Below are 16,764 nucleotides of genomic sequence, written 5' to 3'. Positions count from 1 at the left end.
GATTCCCCGGCGTTTCTCCATGAGAAGAGATCCGTGTGAGGAGGAGTGCACCATGACGTCGATGTCGGCGCAGGCCGTGAGCCGCGCCACTTGTCCGCCCGAGGAGTGGAAACTGCGCGAGGAGCTGGCGGCCTGCTACCGGCTGATCGCGCATTTCCGCATGAGCGACCTGATCTTCACCCATATCTCGGTGCGCATCCCCGGTCCCGAGCACCACTTCCTGATCAACCCCTACGGGCTGATGTTCGACGAGATCACCGCGTCGAGCCTGGTGAAGATCGACCTCTCCGGCCATCCGGTGGAGCCGACGCCGTACAAGGTCAACCCGGCCGGTTTCGTCATCCACAGCGCCATCCACGGCGCTCGCGAGGATGCGCAGTGCGTGCTGCACACCCACACCCGCGCCGGTTGCGCGGTGGCCGCGCAGGCCTGCGGATTGCTGCCGCTGAACCAGATGTCCATGGAGTTCTACGGACGGCTCGGCTACCACGAGTACGAAGGCATCGCCCTGTCGATGGACGAGCAGGCGCGCCTGGTGCGCGACCTGGGCGAGGAGCACATCGGCCTGATGCTGCGCAACCACGGCCTGCTGACCGTGGGCCAGACCGTGCAGCAGGCGTTCCTGCGCATGTACTACCTGGAGAAGGCCTGCGACATCCAGCTGGCGGCGCAGGCCGGCGGCGAACTGGTGATTCCGTCGGAGGCGGTCTGCCGGTATACCGAGCAACAGTTCAACGCGCCGCAGCGGCCGCTGGCCGAGGGCGAATTGAACGATACGGATGGCAATGACCTGGCCTGGGCGGCGCTGTTGCGGATGCTGGATCGGGTGTCGCCGGGGTATCGGGACTGAGCTGAAGTACGCACGAGCCAGCGAAGGCGTAGGGCGTACAACCGTTCGCGGTTGTACGCCGATACACCGTGCGTATTGCCGGCACTATGGCCATGTTCTTAGCGCCTTGAGAGCATTCGTCCCGGAGTGCCGTGGCGCCTGGGGCAAACGGCGTATAACGTCGAGCGTTATACGCCCGGTCCTGTGTCCGGTGCTGCCCTTGTAGGAGTGGACCTTGTCCGCGAAGGGATTCGCTTTCTGCCGGACTGTCCCGGACGTGTCGGTCGGGATTTCGCGGACAAGGTCCGCTCCTACAGGGTGCCGTGGCGTGACCAAGGCCCAAAGAAAAAGCCCCGCGATGCGGGGCTTTTGCGTAGCGCTCGGTCAGTACTTGGGACTGGACTTGAGCTGCGCCTCGGCGGCCTTGGCCAGGTCCGGCGGCAGGAAGTCCTTGTCCGGGTTGTAGTCGGGCTTGAGGTAGCTGCTCAGTGCTTCCAGGTCGCTCGGCGCCAGAGTGCCGGCGGTCTGCTTCAGGCGCAGGTTGTCGAGGATGTAGTCGTAACGGGTGTTGTTGTAGTCGCGCACCGAGTTGTACAGCGAGCGCTGGGCATCCAGCACGTCGACGATGTTGCGGGTACCGACCTGGTAGCCGATCTCGGTGGCTTCCAGCGAACTCTGGTTGGAGATGATCGCCTGGCGCCGCGCCTTCACCTGCTCCACGTCGGTGTTCACTGCGCGGTGCTGGTTGCGGGCGTTCTGCACCACCTGGCGACGCTGGCTTTCGCGCAGCTGCTCGCTCTGGTTCAGACGCTGGTAGGCCTCGCGGACCTGGGAGCTGGTCAGGCCGCCGGTGTAGATCGGCACGTTCAACTGCAGGCCGATGCTGCTCTCGTCGACCCATTTGCCATAGTGCGGATCACCGGGCACTCCGGTGTTGGAAAAGCCCAGAGCGTCGTTGTCGCCCTTCTGGTATTGCGCCACGGCGTCGACGGTCGGCAGGTGGCCGGCCTTGCGCTGACGCAGGGTCTCTTCGGCCGCGTCGACCGCATAGTTGCTGGCCTGCAGCGCCAGGTTCTGCTGCACCGAGGTATCCACCCAGGCCTTGGCGTCGTTGGGCATCGGCGCGACCACCGGCATGGTGTGCAGGATGCCTTCGAGGGCGCTGTATTCACGGTTGGTCAGGGTGACCAGGGCCTGGAAGGCGTCATCCACCTGCTGCTCGGCCACCAGGCGGTTGGCCCGCGCGGTGTCGTAGCTGGCCTGGGATTCGAGCACGTCGGTCTTGTCCGACAGGCCGACGTCGAAGCGTTCGTTGGACTGGTCGAGCTGGCGCTTGAACGCCGCTTCCTCGGCCTTGCTGGCGGCCAGGTTGTCCTGGGCGCGGAGCACGCCGAAGTAGGTCTCGGCGCTCTGCAGGATCAGCGCCTGCTGGGTCGCGGAGAATTCCAGTTGGGCCTGTTCGCTGACGTTTTCCGCCGCCTTGAGCTGGAACCAGCGGTCGGCGCGGAACAGCGGCTGGCTCAGGGTCGCCTGGAGCACCTGGCTGCTGCGGTTCAGCGTGGCGTTGGGTTCGTCCAGCGAGGTGCGGTTGCTGCCCACGTTGGCGCCGGCGTTGATCTGCGGCAGCAGGCCGGAACGTGCCTGCGGCACGGCTTCCTTGCGGGCCAGATAGTCAGCCTGCGCGGCGGCGAGGTCGGCGTTGTTGTCGACGGCGTCCTTGTAGACGCGGATCAGGTCCGTCTTGGTCGGCAGGGGAGAGGCGGCCGGAGCGGGCTGGGCAGCCCAGGCAAAGCCTGTCGTAGCAGCAACGGCGACAGCCAGGGAGAGTCTGCGCAGCATTCGTTCGTCCTAGAAAGTGATGCGAGGTGGAGCAAGGCTACGGTTGCCGCCGGGAGCGGTCAAGGCACCTTCGTACGAGCCTTCCGAGGCAGGAGTGTAGCTGCCTGCAGGTAATTGCATGGTTTTCGGTCAGACGGCATTGGCTAATCCTTGTGCACTTGATTAGACTGCGGGCGTTCTTGTCGGGGTGCCCCATGCGAAGGGCTGAGATCGGATAGTTCCGGATCCCGTTGAACCTGATCGGGTTAAGACCCGCGTAGGGAACAAGAAGTCCGCATCCCCGGCGCCTTTCCGCCCCGGCCCCAGCCCTTCAAGGGATGCGTCCTTTCGCCGCTCGGTGCGGCTCCTTCGGTCCAGGTTCTCCCCGGCAATCACCCCCAGGAGAGCCAGGATGAGCACCCAGAAAAACAACGTCACCCGCCTTGAACAGCTGGACCGCCAGTCGACCCAGCCTTTCCCGAATTCGAAAAAGGTCTACCTGACCGGCTCGCGCCCGGACATCCGTGTCCCCGTGCGGGAAATCTCCCTCGCCGATACCCCCACCGCCTTCGGTGGTGAGAAGAACGCGCCGGTGATGGTCTATGACACCTCCGGCCCCTACACCGATCCGGACGTACGCATCGACCTGCGCAAGGGCCTGCCGGACGTGCGTTCGCGCTGGATCGACGAACGCGGCGACACCGAAATCCTCCCCGGCCTGACCTCCGAGTTCGGCAAGTCCCGCCTGGCCGACCCCAGCCTCGACGCCCTGCGCTTCGCTCATGTGCGTACCCCGCGCCGCGCCAAGGCCGGCAAGAACGTCACGCAGATGCACTACGCGCGCCAGGGCATCATCACGCCCGAGATGGAATACATCGCCATCCGCGAGAACATGAAGCTGCAGGAAGCCCGCGCCGCCGGCCTGCTCGACGCCCAGCATCCGGGCCAGAGCTTCGGCGCCAGCATTCCGAAGGAAATCACCCCCGAGTTCGTCCGTGACGAAGTGGCCCGCGGCCGCGCGATCATTCCGGCGAACATCAACCACACCGAACTGGAACCGATGATCATCGGCCGCAACTTCCTGGTGAAGATCAACGGCAACATCGGCAACAGCGCGCTGGGTTCCTCCATCGAGGAAGAAGTGGAGAAGCTCACCTGGGGCATCCGCTGGGGCGCCGACACGGTGATGGACCTGTCCACCGGCAAGCACATCCACGAAACCCGCGAGTGGATCCTGCGCAACAGCCCGGTACCCATCGGCACCGTGCCGATCTACCAGGCGCTGGAGAAGGTCAACGGCATCGCCGAGGACCTGACCTGGGAAATCTTCCGCGACACCCTGATCGAACAGGCCGAGCAGGGCGTGGACTACTTCACCATCCACGCCGGCGTGCTGCTGCGCTACGTGCCGCTGACTGCCAAGCGCGTCACCGGCATCGTCTCCCGTGGCGGCTCGATCATGGCCAAGTGGTGCCTGGCGCATCACAAGGAAAACTTCCTCTACACGCACTTCGAAGAGATCTGCGAAATCATGAAGGCCTACGACGTCAGCTTCTCGCTGGGCGATGGCCTGCGTCCCGGCTCGGTGGCCGACGCCAACGACGCCGCCCAGTTCGGCGAGCTGGAAACCCTCGGCGAGCTGACCCGCATTGCCTGGAAGCATGACGTCCAGGTGCTGATCGAAGGCCCCGGCCACGTGCCCATGCACCTGATCAAGGAGAACATGGAGAAGCAGCTGGAATGCTGCGACGAGGCGCCGTTCTACACCCTCGGCCCGCTGACCACCGACATCGCGCCGGGCTACGACCACATCACCTCCGGCATCGGCGCGGCGATGATCGGCTGGTACGGTTGCGCCATGCTCTGCTACGTCACGCCCAAGGAGCACCTGGGCCTGCCGAACAAGGATGACGTGAAGACCGGCATCATCACCTACAAGATCGCCGCGCATGCCGCTGATCTCGCAAAAGGTCATCCGGGTGCGCAGATCCGCGACAACGCGCTGTCCAAGGCACGCTTCGAGTTCCGCTGGGAAGACCAGTTCAACCTCGGCCTCGACCCGGACACCGCCCGTGCCTTCCACGACGAGACGCTGCCCAAGGACTCGGCCAAGGTTGCGCACTTCTGCTCCATGTGCGGGCCGAAGTTCTGCTCCATGAAGATCACCCAGGAAGTCCGCGACTACGCCAAGGAGAATGGCCTGACCGATGAGCAGAAAGCCATCGAGGCCGGCTTCCAGCAGCAGTCCGCGCGCTTCAAGGAAGAAGGTTCGGTGATCTACAAGCAGGTGTGACCGGCGACACCCTTTAGGAGCGAGCTCGCTCGAGAACCGCGCCCGTCGGCGGCTCCGCTGCCGGGCTGTTCGCGAGCAGGCTCGCTCCTACATTTGAAGCAATCAAAATAAAACCAACACTAGGCCCTGCACGCATCGTGACCACCACCGCCACCAACTATTCCCCCACCGTCGCCGTCGACAGCGCCCAGCGCGTGCTCGGCCTGCGCGACGTGTTTTCCCTCTGGTTCTCCCTCGGCATCGGCCTGATGGTGCTGCAGACCGGCGCCCTGCTGGCGCCCGGCCTGGGTCTGGCCGGTGCGCTGGGCGCGATCCTGCTCGGCACCCTGGTCGGTGTGCTGCTGCTGGCCAGTGCCGGGGTGATCGGCACCGACACGGGCCTGGCGGCCATGGCCTCGCTCAAGCTGAGTCTGGGCAGCCACGGCGCCGCGCTGCCGGCGCTGTTCAACCTGCTGCAGCTGGTGGGTTGGGGCGCCTTCGAGATCATCGTCATGCGCGATGCCGCCAGTCTGCTGGCGGGCCGCGCCTTCGGCGAAGGCAGCGGCTGGACCAGTCCGGCGCTCTGGACCCTGGTATTCGGCGCGCTGGCGACCCTGCTGGCGGTCAGCGGGCCGCTCGCCTTCGTCCGCCGCGTGCTCCGCCGCTGGGGCATCTGGCTGCTGATCGCCGCCTGCATCTGGCTGACTTTCGATCTGTTCAGGCGCGCCGACCTGGCCGCGCTCTGGGCCAAGGCCGGCGACGGTTCGCTGCCGTTCGCCGTGGGCTTCGACATCGCCATCGCCATGCCGCTGTCCTGGCTGCCGCTGATCGCCGACTACTCGCGTTTTGGCAAGCGCGCCGGGCACACCTTCGGCGGCGCCGCGCTGGGCTTCTTCATCGGCTGCTTCTGGCTGATGGGCCTGGGCGTGGCCTACACCCTGGCATTCGCCGAGGGCAGCGACGCCAACGCGCTGCTGCTGGCGCTGGCCGGCGCCGGCATGGGCGTTCCGCTGCTGCTGATCCTGCTGGACGAGTCGGAGAAGGCCTTCGCCGACATCCATTCGGCGGCGGTGTCCAGTGGCATCCTGCTGCCGCTGAAGGTCGAGCACCTGGCGCTGGCCATCGGCGTGATCTGCACCCTGATCGCCTGGTTCGCACCGTTGGCGCAGTACCAGAACTTCCTGCTGCTGATCGGCTCGGTATTCGCCCCGCTGTTCGGCGTGGTGCTGGTGGACCACTTCGTCCTCCGTCGCCGCGCGCCGGCCGTCATTCCCCCCGGGCTGCGCTGGGGCTCGCTGCTGGCCTGGGCCGGTGGCGTGGTGGTCTATCACCTGCTGGCGAACTACCAGCCGGACCTGGGCGCGACCCTGCCGGCGCTGGTGGTGGCGGGCGTTCTGCAGCTGCTGCTGGGGCGTATTGGCGCGAAGGTGCCGGCGTCGGCGTGATGCGATTCGCGAGCAAGCTCGCTCCTACGAAGAGCGCGCCGCACGCCCTGTAGGAGCGGTGCTTGTCCGCGAAATACCGCCGGCCGCTCCGGCGGTGAGAAAAACTACTGCGCCCCACGCCCCGGGAAGTAATACGGCTTCACGATGCCATTCAGGCGCGGATAGGGAATCTTCAGCTCCGGGTGCCCGACCGAATGCGGCGCGATGCGGTCGATGTCGTACTTGAGCGTCAGCGCGCCGAAGGTCAGGGCGAAGTGCGGCGTGGGCTGGAACGGCCAGTCCTTCGAGAAGTTCGGGTCCTGCTCATCCAGCTTGTTCTGCAGCACCCATGCCTGGTGCGCCAGGCGCGCGGTCTTCCAGAAGGCTTCCTCCTGGCCGGGCAGAAGAATGTCCTGCAATGCCAACACCTTGTGCAAACGACGGTCATAATTGATGAAGGCCCGTCCCGGTTGACCGTACTCGCCGCCGGTGAAGCGATAGCTGGACAGCTCGATGATCACCAGACCGTCATGCTGTTCGCGAATCTTGGCTTGCAGGTAACTGCTCCAGCCGGGTTGGGCACCGTCCAGGAAGCGTTTCTCGTAGACCTCGAGGCTGGCCGGCACCGCGCCGTCCGGGCTGCGCGCGAGCTCCAGCAACTGCTGGTCGATCGCCGCGTTGAGCGCCGGCTCGTCGTCGAAGCTCAGGGTGTCCAGGTTGAACAGCGGACATTGCTCGCCCTGGCAGCCGGGCTCGAGGTGTTCGAAGCTGGTATGGCGAGCGGTCAGTGGTTCATCGAGGCCGGGCTTGAACAGGCCCTGGCAGGCCCCCAGTAACAGGCAGAGGCTGCCGAGGGCAGCGAGTTTCAGAAGACGCATGGGATTCCTTGTCGTCGCGGACTTGGGCGGGTTGGACCGTCATCGCGGCCGCCGGTTCGGCGGGCAGTATGAACCAGTCCGCCGCTTGGCGGCAGGGTACAGGCGCAGGTCTGCGCTGCCCGCCGGGCGGTCCGAGAAAGAGGCTGCGCCGCCTCAAGCGGCGCGATAGGATGGCGCGAAGTTCAATCGATCAGTGAGTGGAACGGGATGTCGGACACGTTCAAACCAGGCCCCCAGGATGTCGAGATCCAGAAGCGCGAACAGTGCTTCAAGGGCTTCTACAAACTCGACCGGCTGCACCTGCGGCACCGCCAGTTCGCCGGTGGCATGGGCCCGGTACTGACCCGCGAGTTGTTCGTGCGTCACGATGCCGTCTGCGTTCTGCCTTACGACCCGCAGCGCGACGAAGTGGTGATGATCGAGCAGTTCCGCGTCGGCGCCATGGACGCCGGGGTCAATCCCTGGCTGCTGGAGCTGGTCGCCGGCCTGATCGACAAGGACGAGGAGCCGGAAGAGGTCGCCCGCCGCGAAGCGGTGGAAGAGGCCGGGCTGACCCTCGGCTCGCTCTGGCCGATCGCCCAGTACCTGCCTTCGCCCGGTGGCAGCAACGAGCTGGTGCACCTGTTCGTCGGCCGCTGCGACAGCAGCGCCGCGGCGGGTATCCATGGCCTGGCGGAAGAGGGCGAGGACATCCGTGTGCACGTGCTGCCCTTCGAGGAGGCGCTGCAGGCCGTGCGCGACGGACGCATCAACAACGCGGCGAGCATGCTCGCCCTGCAATGGCTGGCGCTGAACCGCGCCGAGGTAAGGGGGTTATGGGTGTGAATCTGCTGCGCGAGCGCTATCGCGTCGACCTGGCGGGATTGCAGGCGACCTGCGAGGCGAACTACTTGCGCCTGATGCGCCTGTTGCCCGAGATGCGCGAGGCCCAGGTCTCGCGCCGCGTGGCGCTCAGCGAAGGCGAGCGACTGCTCGGCGTGCTGGCGCTGGACGTGGTGGAAGCCTGCCCCTACACCACCGTGCTGCAGGTGCGCCAGGAGCTGGGCCTGCCCTGGTTGCCGGCGCCCAAGCTGGAGGTGCGGGTGTACCACGACGCGCGCATGGCCGAAGTGGTCGGCGCGGAGCAGGCGCGCCGCCTGTTGGCGATCTATCCCTACCCGAACCAGGCGATGCATCAGCCGGACGAGAAGAACCAGCTCAACCTGTTCCTCGGCGAGTGGCTGAGCCATTGCCTGTCCTGCGGCCATGAGCTGGAGCCGGTGCTGCAGCGCTGATGCTGAAATAATGGCCACTGGCCATGATATGCTGCCCGTCCGTCGTCCACCCCGTCTCCCTAAATGTGATCTGTGACGCTTTCCCGGTTTGCCGGGGGGCGTGACTGTCACCATACTCATTCTCATCCGTGGACGCCCGCCTCACAGGAGAAGGCGCATTGCCTCCAGTGCCCGTACCCCCCTCCGATACCGAATCGGTCCTGCTGGTCCAGCTCTCCGACAGCCATCTGTTCGCCGAACCCGATGGTCGTCTGCTGGGCATGGACACTGCCGACAGCCTGAGCCAGGTGGTCCGCCTCGTTCGTGACGAGCAGCCGGACATCGACCTGGTGCTGGCCACTGGCGACCTGTCGCAGGATGCCAGCCTGGAGTCCTACCAGCGCTTCCGTGAGATCACCGCGCCCATCGCTGCGCCGATCCGCTGGTTCCCCGGCAACCATGACGAGCTGGAGCCGATGCGCGCAGCGACGGCGGGCACCGACCTGCTCGAGCCGGTGATCGACCTGGGCGCCTGGCGCGTCATCCTGCTCGACTCCACCATCCCGGGAGCCGTGCCGGGGCAGATGAACGATGCGCAGCTCGACCTGCTCGAACGCGCCATCCAGGCCGCGCCGGACAAGCACCTGCTGATCAGCTTCCACCACCACCCGGTGCCCATCGGCAGCCAGTGGATGGATCGCATCGGCATCCGCAATCCACAGCGGCTGTTCGCCGTGCTCGACCGCTACCCGAACGTCCGCTGCCTGCTCTGGGGCCACGTGCACCAGGAGATCGATCACATGCGCGGTGACGTGCGCCTGCTGGCATCGCCGTCCACCTGCGTGCAGTTCACTCCGGGCAGCGAAGATTTCTGCGTCGACAGTCCCGCACCGGGCTACCGCTGGTTGCGCCTGCATCCCGATGGTTCGCTGGAAACGGGTGTGTCGCGGGTGACCGGCATCGACTTCGAAGTCGACTACAGCATCAAGGGCTATTGAGGCCGGGCCTCGTACCAGTCGCCATCCTCGATTCGACCCACTTGCGGCATGCCGCTTGCAGCTTGTAGCCTCCCGGCCCATGACTGCATTCCTCTATATCCATGGCTTCAACAGCTCGCCCGCCTCGCAGAAGGCGCGCCAGTTCGTGGCCGCCCTGCAGCACCTGGGGCTGGACGGTAGGGTGCGCGTTCCCGCGCTGCACCACCACCCGCGCCAGGCCATGGCGCAACTGGAGGCAGCGATCGCCGAACTCGGCCAGCCGCTGCTGATCGGCAGCTCCCTGGGCGGCTACTATGCGACCCACCTGGCCGAGCGCCATGGCCTGAAGGCCGTGCTGATCAACCCGGCGGTGGCGCCGCACCGGCTGTTCGACGGCCAGCTCGGCCCGCAGACCAACTATTACAGCGGCGAGACCTGGGAGCTGACGCACGATCACGTCCAGGCCCTGGCCGAGCTGGAGGTTCCGGCACCGGTCGATGGCGCGCGCTACCAGGTGTGGCTGCAGACCGCCGACGAAACCCTCGATTACCGCGCCGCCGAGCGCTATTACCGGGCCTGCGCCCTGCGCATCGAAGCGGGCGGCGACCATGGCTTCCAGCGCTTCGTCAGCCACCTGCCGGCGCTGCTGGCCTTCGCCGGTATACCCTCCGACCTGTGGCGCGACGTAGACTTCTCGACCTTTGAACGCATTTCCTCTGATTAAGTAGGGACCCCATGGCCCAGCAGAACGCCTATAACGCAGACGCCATCGAAGTCCTCTCCGGCCTCGATCCGGTGCGCAAGCGCCCGGGCATGTACACCGACACCACCCGTCCCAACCACCTGGCCCAGGAAGTCATCGACAACAGCGTCGACGAAGCCCTGGCCGGCCACGCGAAAAGCGTGCAGGTGATCCTCCACGAGGACAACTCGCTGGAAGTGATCGACGACGGTCGCGGCATGCCGGTGGACATCCACCCCGAAGAGGGCGTGCCGGGCGTCGAACTGATCCTCACCAAGCTGCACGCCGGCGGCAAGTTCTCCAACAAGAACTACCAGTTCTCCGGCGGCCTGCACGGCGTGGGCATCTCGGTGGTGAACGCGCTGTCGACCCTGGTCGAAGTGCGGGTGAAGCGCGACGGCAACGAATACCGCATGACCTTCGCCGATGGCTTCAAGTCCAGCGACCTGGAAGTGGTCGGCAGCGTCGGCAAGCGCAACACCGGCACCACCGTGCGCTTCTGGCCCGACGCCAAGTACTTCGACTCGCACAAGTTCTCGGTCAGCCGCCTGAAGCATGTACTGAAGGCCAAGGCCGTGCTCTGCCCCGGCCTGCTGGTCAGCTTCGAGGACAAGTCCAGCGGCGAGCGCGTCGAGTGGCACTACGAGGACGGCCTGCGTTCCTACCTGGTCGACTCGGTTTCCGAGAATCTGCGCCTGCCCGACGAGCCGTTCTGCGGCTCGCTGGCCGGCAACAAGGAAGCGGTGGACTGGGCCCTGCTGTGGCTGCCCGAGGGCGGCGAATCGCTGCAGGAAAGCTACGTCAACCTGATTCCCACCGCCCAGGGCGGCACCCACGTCAACGGCCTGCGCCAGGGCCTGCTGGATGCGATGCGCGAGTTCTGCGAGTTCCGCAACCTGCTGCCGCGCGGCGTGAAGCTGGCACCGGAAGACGTCTGGGAACGCATCGCCTTCGTCCTCTCGATGAAGCTGCAGGAGCCGCAGTTCTCCGGCCAGACCAAGGAACGCCTGTCCTCCCGCGAGGCCGCCGCTTTCGTTTCCGGCGTGGTGAAAGATGCGTTCAGCCTGTGGCTCAACGCTCACCCGGAGTTGGGCCTGCAACTGGCGGAGCTGGCGATCAGCAACGCCGGTCGGCGCCTCAAGGCCGGCAAGAAGGTCGAGCGCAAGAAGATCACCCAGGGCCCGGCGCTGCCCGGCAAGCTGGCCGACTGTGCCGGCCAGGACCCGATGCGCGCCGAGCTGTTCCTGGTGGAGGGCGACTCCGCCGGCGGTTCGGCCAAGCAGGCGCGGGACAAGGAATTCCAGGCGATCATGCCGCTGCGCGGGAAGATCCTGAACACCTGGGAAGTGGATGGCGGCGAAGTGCTCGCCAGCCAGGAAGTCCACGACATCGCCGTGGCCATCGGCGTCGACCCGGGCGCGGCGGACCTGACCCAGCTGCGCTACGGCAAGATCTGCATCCTCGCCGACGCCGACTCCGACGGCCTGCACATCGCCACCCTGCTGTGCGCGCTGTTCGTCCGCCACTTCCGCCCGCTGGTGGAAGCCGGCCATGTCTACGTCGCCATGCCGCCGCTGTTCCGTATCGACCTGGGCAAGGAAGTCTTCTACGCCCTGGACGAGGCCGAACGCGACGGCATCCTCGACCGCCTGGCCGCCGAGAAGCGTCGTGGTAAACCGCAGGTCACCCGATTCAAGGGCCTGGGCGAGATGAACCCGCCGCAGCTGCGTGAAACCACCATGGACCCGAACACCCGCCGTCTGGTGCAGCTGACCCTGGAAGACGCCGAGGGCACCGTGGAAATCATGGACATGCTGCTGGCCAAGAAGCGCGCCGGCGACCGCAAGTCCTGGCTGGAAACCAAGGGCAACCTGGCGGAGGTGTTCGCCTGATGCGCTGGCTGCTGGCCGCCCTTGGCCTGTGCGCCAGCGTTGCCTTGGCCGATAGCGCGCCCGCGGTGGTGTCCAACACCCTGCAGTTCGTTTCCGAGCATCCGGTGGAGGGCATGCCCAAGGGCAACCTCTCGGGTCTGGCGAGCTGCGGTGGGGAGCTGTGGACGGTGTCCGATCGCGACGACGACCGTATCTACCGCCTGCTGCCCGACGAGCAGCCCGGCAAGGCCTGGCGGGCCACCGCCGAGCCGTTCGTATCGCCCGGCGTGCCGGACAGCGGGTTGTCCTGGGGCATGCGCGCGCGGGTCAGTGCCAGCAGCCTGGTGCGTGGCGGCGCGATGGATTTCGAGGGCATCAGTTGCGATCAGGCGGGTAATCGCTATGTGGTCAGCGAAGGCTATGCGGCCGTCCTGCTGCTGCCGGTTGCCGGCGAGGCGTCCTGGCTGCCGCTGCCGCAAAGCCTGCTGCGCCAGGCCCGCGCCAGTGGCCTGCTGATGGGTTTCAACGCCCTCTACGAAGGCCTGGCGATCGCTCCGGACGGCAAGCGCCTGTGGCTGGCGGCCGAGCGTCAGCGCCGTGGCCTGCTGCGGGTGCGCAACGACAATGGCACCTGGAAGTGCGATGGCAACTGCGTGCTGCTCAGCGAGGGCGGCACCATGCTGCCGCCGCCGGAGCTGGGCAGCGATCGTCCGCTGTCCATCGATTTCTCCGACCTTGCGCTGTACAAGGACAAGCTGTTCACCCTCGAACGCCTGGCGCACCAGATCTGCCGACGCGATGCCGACACCGGCGCGCAGGAGCGGTGCTGGTCGTTCGCCGCCGGCGCCCTGGCGCCGGAGCGGCGCTATGACCTGCCCTATGGCGTGGCCGAGGCGCTGCTGATCGACGACCAGGGTGCCTGGATCGGCCTGGACAACGGCGAGCACGCGCGCGCCGACGGCGATTCGCGGCCCTATGTGCTGCGCTTCGCCGCGCCGACCGGTGGCTGGCTGGGTGGCAAGTGAGCGACGCGGTGCCGGGACGGCGGATGGGCAAGGTCATGATGTTCCTCGCCTGGGGGGCGGGCATCCTGCTTGCCACCCACTATTTCGGCGCCTGGGAGGATCGTCAGCACAACCCCAACCCGCAGCCGCAGTCGGTACGAGGCAATGGCTATGTGGAAGTGCGCCTGCTCGGCAACCGCGCCGGCCATTACGTGGTCGACGGCAGGATCAATGGCGAGCCGGTGACCTTCATGCTCGATACCGGCGCCACCCAGGTGGCCATCCCGCAGCCGCTGGCCCGGCGCCTGGGGCTGCCGCTGGGGGCGCCGATCACCCTGAACACCGCCAATGGCCGCAGCGAAGGCTGGCGTACGCGCCTGTCGCAGCTGCAGCTCGGCGACATCCGTTTGAACGACGTGTCCGCGCTGATCGCGCCGGGCATGGAAGGCGACGAGGTGCTGCTCGGCATGAGCGCCCTCAAGCAACTCGATTTCACCCAGCAGGACGGCACCCTGGTGCTGCGCCAGCAATCTTCACCGTGAGGCACGCATGAGCGAAACCCTCGATCTGAGTCTGGAGGGCGTGGAGCGCCGGTCACTGGCCGACTTCACCGAACAGGCTTACCTGAACTATTCCATGTACGTGATCATGGACCGCGCCCTGCCGCACATCGGCGACGGCCTCAAGCCCGTACAGCGGCGCATCGTCTACGCCATGAGCGAACTGGGCCTGGACGCCGACGCCAAGCACAAGAAGTCGGCGCGTACCGTCGGCGACGTGCTGGGTAAATACCACCCGCACGGCGACTCGGCCTGCTACGAAGCCATGGTGCTGATGGCGCAGCCGTTCTCCTACCGCTATCCGCTGGTGGACGGCCAGGGCAACTGGGGTGCGCCGGACGATCCCAAGTCCTTCGCCGCCATGCGTTACACCGAGGCCCGCCTGTCGCGCTACGCCGAGACCCTGCTGTCCGAGCTGGGCCAGGGCACCGCCGACTGGGTGCCGAACTTCGACGGCACCCTGGAAGAGCCGGCCGTGCTGCCGGCGCGGCTTCCCAACCTCCTGTTGAATGGCACCACCGGCATCGCCGTGGGCATGGCCACCGACATTCCGCCGCACAACCTGCGTGAAGTCGCCGCTGCCTGCGTGCGCCTGCTGGATGAGCCGAATGCCACCGTTGCCGACCTGATCGAGCACGTGCCGGGCCCGGACTTCCCCACCGAGGCGGAAATCATCACCCCGCGCTCCGACCTGCAGAAGATCTACGAAACCGGCCGCGGCTCGGTGCGCATGCGCGCCGTGTACCGCGTCGAGGACGGCGACATCGTGGTCACCGCGCTGCCGCACCAGGTCTCCGGGGCCAAGGTGCTGGAGCAGATCGCCGGCCAGATGCAGGCCAAGAAGCTGCCGATGGTGGCCGACCTGCGCGACGAGTCGGACCACGAGAACCCGACCCGCATCGTCATCATCCCGCGCTCCAACCGCGTGGATGCCGAAGAGCTGATGACCCACCTGTTCGCCACCACCGACCTGGAAAGCTCGTACCGGGTGAACATGAACGTCATCGGCCTGGACGGCAAACCCCAGGTCAAGGACCTGCGCCAGGTGCTGAGCGAGTGGCTGACCTACCGCACCGACACCGTGCGCCGCCGCCTGCAGTTCCGCCTGGACAAGGTCGAGAAGCGCCTGCACCTGTTGGAAGGCTTGCTGGTCGCCTTCCTCAACCTCGACGAGGTCATCCACATCATTCGCACCGAGGACCAGCCCAAGCCGGTCCTCATGCAGCGTTTCGAGCTCTCCGAGCTGCAGGCCGACTACATCCTCGACACCCGCCTGCGTCAGCTGGCGCGCCTGGAAGAGATGAAGATCCGCGGCGAACAGGACGAACTGGCCAAGGAGCGCGCCAAGCTGCTGGCCATCCTGGGTTCCAACGCCAAGCTGCGCAGGCTGGTGCGCGACGAGCTGATCGCCGACGCCGAAACCTACGGCGACGACCGCCGTTCGCCCATCGTCGCCCGCGCCGAAGCCCGCGCCCTGTCGGAAACCGAGCTGATGCCGACCGAGCCGGTGACCGTGGTGCTGTCCGAGAAGGGCTGGGTGCGCTGCGCCAAGGGCCACGATATCGACGCCACCGGCCTGTCCTACAAGGCCGGCGACGGCTTCAAGGCGGCCGCGCCGGGTCGCTCGAACCAGTACGCGGTGTTCATCGACTCCACCGGCCGCAGCTACTCGCTGGCGGCCCACAGCCTGCCGTCGGCCCGCGGCCAGGGCGAACCGCTGACCGGCCGTCTGACCCCGCCGCCGGGCGCAACTTTCGATCGTGTTCTATTGCCGGAGGACGCGGCGCTCTATGTACTGGCGTCCGACGCCGGCTACGGCTTCGTGGTCAAGGGCGAGGACATGCAGGCCAAGAACAAGGCCGGCAAGGCCCTGCTCAGCCTGCCCAACGGTGCGCAAGTGATGGCGCCGCGTCCGGTCGCGGACGTGGAGCAGGACTGGCTGGCCGCCGTCACCACCGAAGGCCGCCTGCTGCTGTTCAAGGTCTCCGACCTGCCGCAACTGGCCAAGGGCAAGGGCAACAAGATCATCAGCGTGCCGGGCGACCGCGTGGCCAGCCGCGAGGAGTACCTGACGGACCTGGCGGTTCTTCCGACGGGCGCGACTCTGGTGCTGCAGGCAGGCAAGCGGACGCTCTCCCTCAAGGGTGATGACCTGGAGCACTACAAAGGTGAAAGGGGCCGTCGGGGCAATAAACTGCCACGCGGTTTCCAGCGAGTGGACAGTCTGCTGGTAGAATCGCTGTCTCAGGATTGAAACGCGGCTTGATACATTCTGCCGCTGGAGCTACGGCGTCGATTGAGGGATGATAGATCCTTTTGGCAATCGGCGCCGTTGCCCGTTGCCCTGAAGTTACTTGAAATGTTGGAAGTAACGCCGATTTTCGGCGAATGACGGTGATTCACGATGAGCGCTCTGCGCGTCCTGGCATGTCTTTCCCTCGTCAGCCTCCTCGGGCTGGCGGGCTGCACAGTGAATCGACCGACCCAGCTGTATCAACTGGATGCAGGTGCCGCGTCGGTTCCGACCCGCGAAAATGGTGTCGCTGTGCTCCTCGGTCCGGTATCCCTGGCCGACTATCTGAAACGTGAGACCATGGTCCAACGCCAGGCTGACGGCATCCTCAGTCTGTCCACCGAGGCCCGCTGGGCCGGTAGTCTGGAAACCAACGTCAGCCAGCAACTGCTGCGCCTGCTGTCGAGCCAGCTCGACAGCACCCGCCTGGCACTGTTCCCGGAGAAACCCGGCTTCACGCCGCAGGTGCAGGTCATGCTGACCATCAGCCGCCTGGATTCCGGCCCAAAGGAGCCGGCGGTGCTGGAGGCGCGCTGGCGCCTGCTCGACCAGAAGGGTGAGCTGCGCGACAGCCGCGTATTCCGCGAAGAAGAGGAACATTCGGGCAGTATCCAGGACCAGGTTCGAGCCCAGGGCGACCTGCTGCGCAAGCTGTCGGTCCAGTTGGCCAAGGACGTGCGTCCGGTGGCTGCGGCGGTAGCCGAGCAGTCGGCAGCGCCAGTAAAGAAGCCCGCGGTAGCCAATTCCGAGAAGGCCAAGCCCAAGGAAGAGGGGCCGAAGATCCCGCTGGTGGTGCCGATCCGCACCGACGTCGAGGTCTATCGCTTCTGACTTCAAGCGGCC

14 protein-coding genes and 1 riboswitch are annotated in these 16,764 nt (G+C 66.3%); of the genes, 12 read left to right on the top strand and 2 right to left on the bottom strand.

Annotated elements, in window-relative coordinates:
• Positions 1-52: 52 nt before the first annotated feature.
• Positions 53-850, top strand: a complete 798-nt coding sequence (locus ACAW63_RS01805; protein ID WP_371231252.1) for a class II aldolase/adducin family protein — start codon at positions 53-55, stop codon at positions 848-850.
• 363 nt (positions 851-1,213) lie between these two features.
• On the opposite strand, the gene ACAW63_RS01800 is transcribed toward ACAW63_RS01805, so the two are convergent.
• Positions 1,214-2,668 (bottom strand): TolC family outer membrane protein, encoded by a 1,455-nt coding sequence (locus tag ACAW63_RS01800; protein ID WP_371231250.1) that lies wholly within the window; start codon positions 2,666-2,668, stop codon positions 1,214-1,216.
• A gap of 173 nt (positions 2,669-2,841) precedes the next feature.
• Positions 2,842-2,948, top strand: a riboswitch (TPP riboswitch).
• 111 nt (positions 2,949-3,059) lie between these two features.
• Between ACAW63_RS01800 and thiC the strand changes: the two genes are divergently transcribed.
• The gene (gene thiC / locus ACAW63_RS01795; RefSeq protein WP_371231249.1) at positions 3,060-4,940 is read left to right on the top strand and encodes a phosphomethylpyrimidine synthase ThiC; all 1,881 of its coding nucleotides are present in this window, start codon (positions 3,060-3,062) and stop codon (positions 4,938-4,940) included.
• A gap of 137 nt (positions 4,941-5,077) precedes the next feature.
• Positions 5,078-6,364, top strand: coding sequence for a putative hydroxymethylpyrimidine transporter CytX (gene cytX / locus ACAW63_RS01790; protein ID WP_371231247.1), 1,287 nt, complete (start codon positions 5,078-5,080; stop codon positions 6,362-6,364).
• Between the two features lie 104 nt (positions 6,365-6,468).
• Here the strand turns inward: cytX and ACAW63_RS01785 are convergent, their stop codons facing one another.
• A complete protein-coding gene (locus tag ACAW63_RS01785) occupies positions 6,469-7,221 on the bottom strand; it encodes an RsiV family protein (protein WP_371231246.1) in 753 nt (250 codons plus the stop codon).
• A gap of 207 nt (positions 7,222-7,428) precedes the next feature.
• Between ACAW63_RS01785 and ACAW63_RS01780 the strand changes: the two genes are divergently transcribed.
• From ACAW63_RS01780 to ACAW63_RS01740, 9 genes are all read left to right on the top strand, one after another.
• On the top strand, positions 7,429-8,046 hold the full coding sequence (locus tag ACAW63_RS01780; RefSeq protein ID WP_275608927.1) for an NUDIX domain-containing protein: 618 nt from the start codon (positions 7,429-7,431) through the stop codon (positions 8,044-8,046).
• Positions 8,037-8,495, top strand: coding sequence for a DUF1249 domain-containing protein (locus ACAW63_RS01775; RefSeq protein ID WP_331317751.1), 459 nt, complete (start codon positions 8,037-8,039; stop codon positions 8,493-8,495). The genes ACAW63_RS01780 and ACAW63_RS01775 overlap by 10 nt, the downstream gene beginning before the upstream one ends.
• A 158-nt stretch (positions 8,496-8,653) precedes the next feature.
• Positions 8,654-9,472, top strand: coding sequence for a 3',5'-cyclic-AMP phosphodiesterase (cpdA, locus tag ACAW63_RS01770; RefSeq protein WP_371231243.1), 819 nt, complete (start codon positions 8,654-8,656; stop codon positions 9,470-9,472).
• 79 nt (positions 9,473-9,551) lie between these two features.
• Positions 9,552-10,175: a YqiA/YcfP family alpha/beta fold hydrolase gene (locus ACAW63_RS01765; protein ID WP_371231242.1), complete on the top strand. Its 624-nt coding sequence runs from the start codon at positions 9,552-9,554 to the stop codon at positions 10,173-10,175.
• An 11-nt stretch (positions 10,176-10,186) separates the two neighbouring features.
• Entirely contained in the window at positions 10,187-12,085 is a 1,899-nt protein-coding gene (gene parE, locus ACAW63_RS01760) for a DNA topoisomerase IV subunit B (protein ID WP_371231241.1), read from the top strand.
• Positions 12,085-13,089, top strand: coding sequence for an esterase-like activity of phytase family protein (locus ACAW63_RS01755; protein ID WP_371231239.1), 1,005 nt, complete (start codon positions 12,085-12,087; stop codon positions 13,087-13,089). The genes parE and ACAW63_RS01755 overlap by 1 nt, the downstream gene beginning before the upstream one ends.
• A gap of 35 nt (positions 13,090-13,124) precedes the next feature.
• The gene (locus ACAW63_RS01750) at positions 13,125-13,610 is read left to right on the top strand and encodes a TIGR02281 family clan AA aspartic protease (protein WP_371234548.1); all 486 of its coding nucleotides are present in this window, start codon (positions 13,125-13,127) and stop codon (positions 13,608-13,610) included.
• Between the two features lie 7 nt (positions 13,611-13,617).
• Positions 13,618-15,882 (top strand): DNA topoisomerase IV subunit A, encoded by a 2,265-nt coding sequence (gene parC / locus ACAW63_RS01745; protein ID WP_371231237.1) that lies wholly within the window; start codon positions 13,618-13,620, stop codon positions 15,880-15,882.
• A 150-nt stretch (positions 15,883-16,032) separates the two neighbouring features.
• Entirely contained in the window at positions 16,033-16,752 is a 720-nt protein-coding gene (locus tag ACAW63_RS01740; RefSeq protein ID WP_371231235.1) for a membrane integrity-associated transporter subunit PqiC, read from the top strand.
• The last annotated feature ends 12 nt before the right edge of the window (positions 16,753-16,764 follow it).

The sequence above is a fragment of the Pseudomonas sp. QE6 genome (assembly GCF_041379005.1).
In the GTDB taxonomy this organism is placed as follows: domain Bacteria; phylum Pseudomonadota; class Gammaproteobacteria; order Pseudomonadales; family Pseudomonadaceae; genus Pseudomonas.
This window is presented reverse-complemented; position numbering and strand designations above follow the sequence as displayed.

Bases quoted from the DNA above. Each gene is read 5' to 3' on its own strand.
- parE (WP_371231241.1), top strand. From the start codon at position 10,187: ATGGCCCAGCAGAACGCCTATAACGCAGACGCCATCGAAGTCCTCTCC.
- ACAW63_RS01755 (WP_371231239.1), top strand. From the start codon at position 12,085: ATGCGCTGGCTGCTGGCCGCCCTTGGCCTGTGCGCCAGCGTTGCCTTG.
- ACAW63_RS01780 (WP_275608927.1), top strand. From the start codon at position 7,429: ATGTCGGACACGTTCAAACCAGGCCCCCAGGATGTCGAGATCCAGAAG.
- ACAW63_RS01750 (WP_371234548.1), top strand. From the start codon at position 13,125: ATGATGTTCCTCGCCTGGGGGGCGGGCATCCTGCTTGCCACCCACTAT.
- ACAW63_RS01765 (WP_371231242.1), top strand. From the start codon at position 9,552: ATGACTGCATTCCTCTATATCCATGGCTTCAACAGCTCGCCCGCCTCG.
- thiC (WP_371231249.1), top strand. From the start codon at position 3,060: ATGAGCACCCAGAAAAACAACGTCACCCGCCTTGAACAGCTGGACCGC.
- ACAW63_RS01800 (WP_371231250.1), bottom strand. From the start codon at position 2,668: ATGCTGCGCAGACTCTCCCTGGCTGTCGCCGTTGCTGCTACGACAGGC.
- ACAW63_RS01785 (WP_371231246.1), bottom strand. From the start codon at position 7,221: ATGCGTCTTCTGAAACTCGCTGCCCTCGGCAGCCTCTGCCTGTTACTG.
- ACAW63_RS01805 (WP_371231252.1), top strand. From the start codon at position 53: ATGACGTCGATGTCGGCGCAGGCCGTGAGCCGCGCCACTTGTCCGCCC.
- ACAW63_RS01740 (WP_371231235.1), top strand. From the start codon at position 16,033: ATGAGCGCTCTGCGCGTCCTGGCATGTCTTTCCCTCGTCAGCCTCCTC.
- parC (WP_371231237.1), top strand. From the start codon at position 13,618: ATGAGCGAAACCCTCGATCTGAGTCTGGAGGGCGTGGAGCGCCGGTCA.
- ACAW63_RS01775 (WP_331317751.1), top strand. From the start codon at position 8,037: ATGGGTGTGAATCTGCTGCGCGAGCGCTATCGCGTCGACCTGGCGGGA.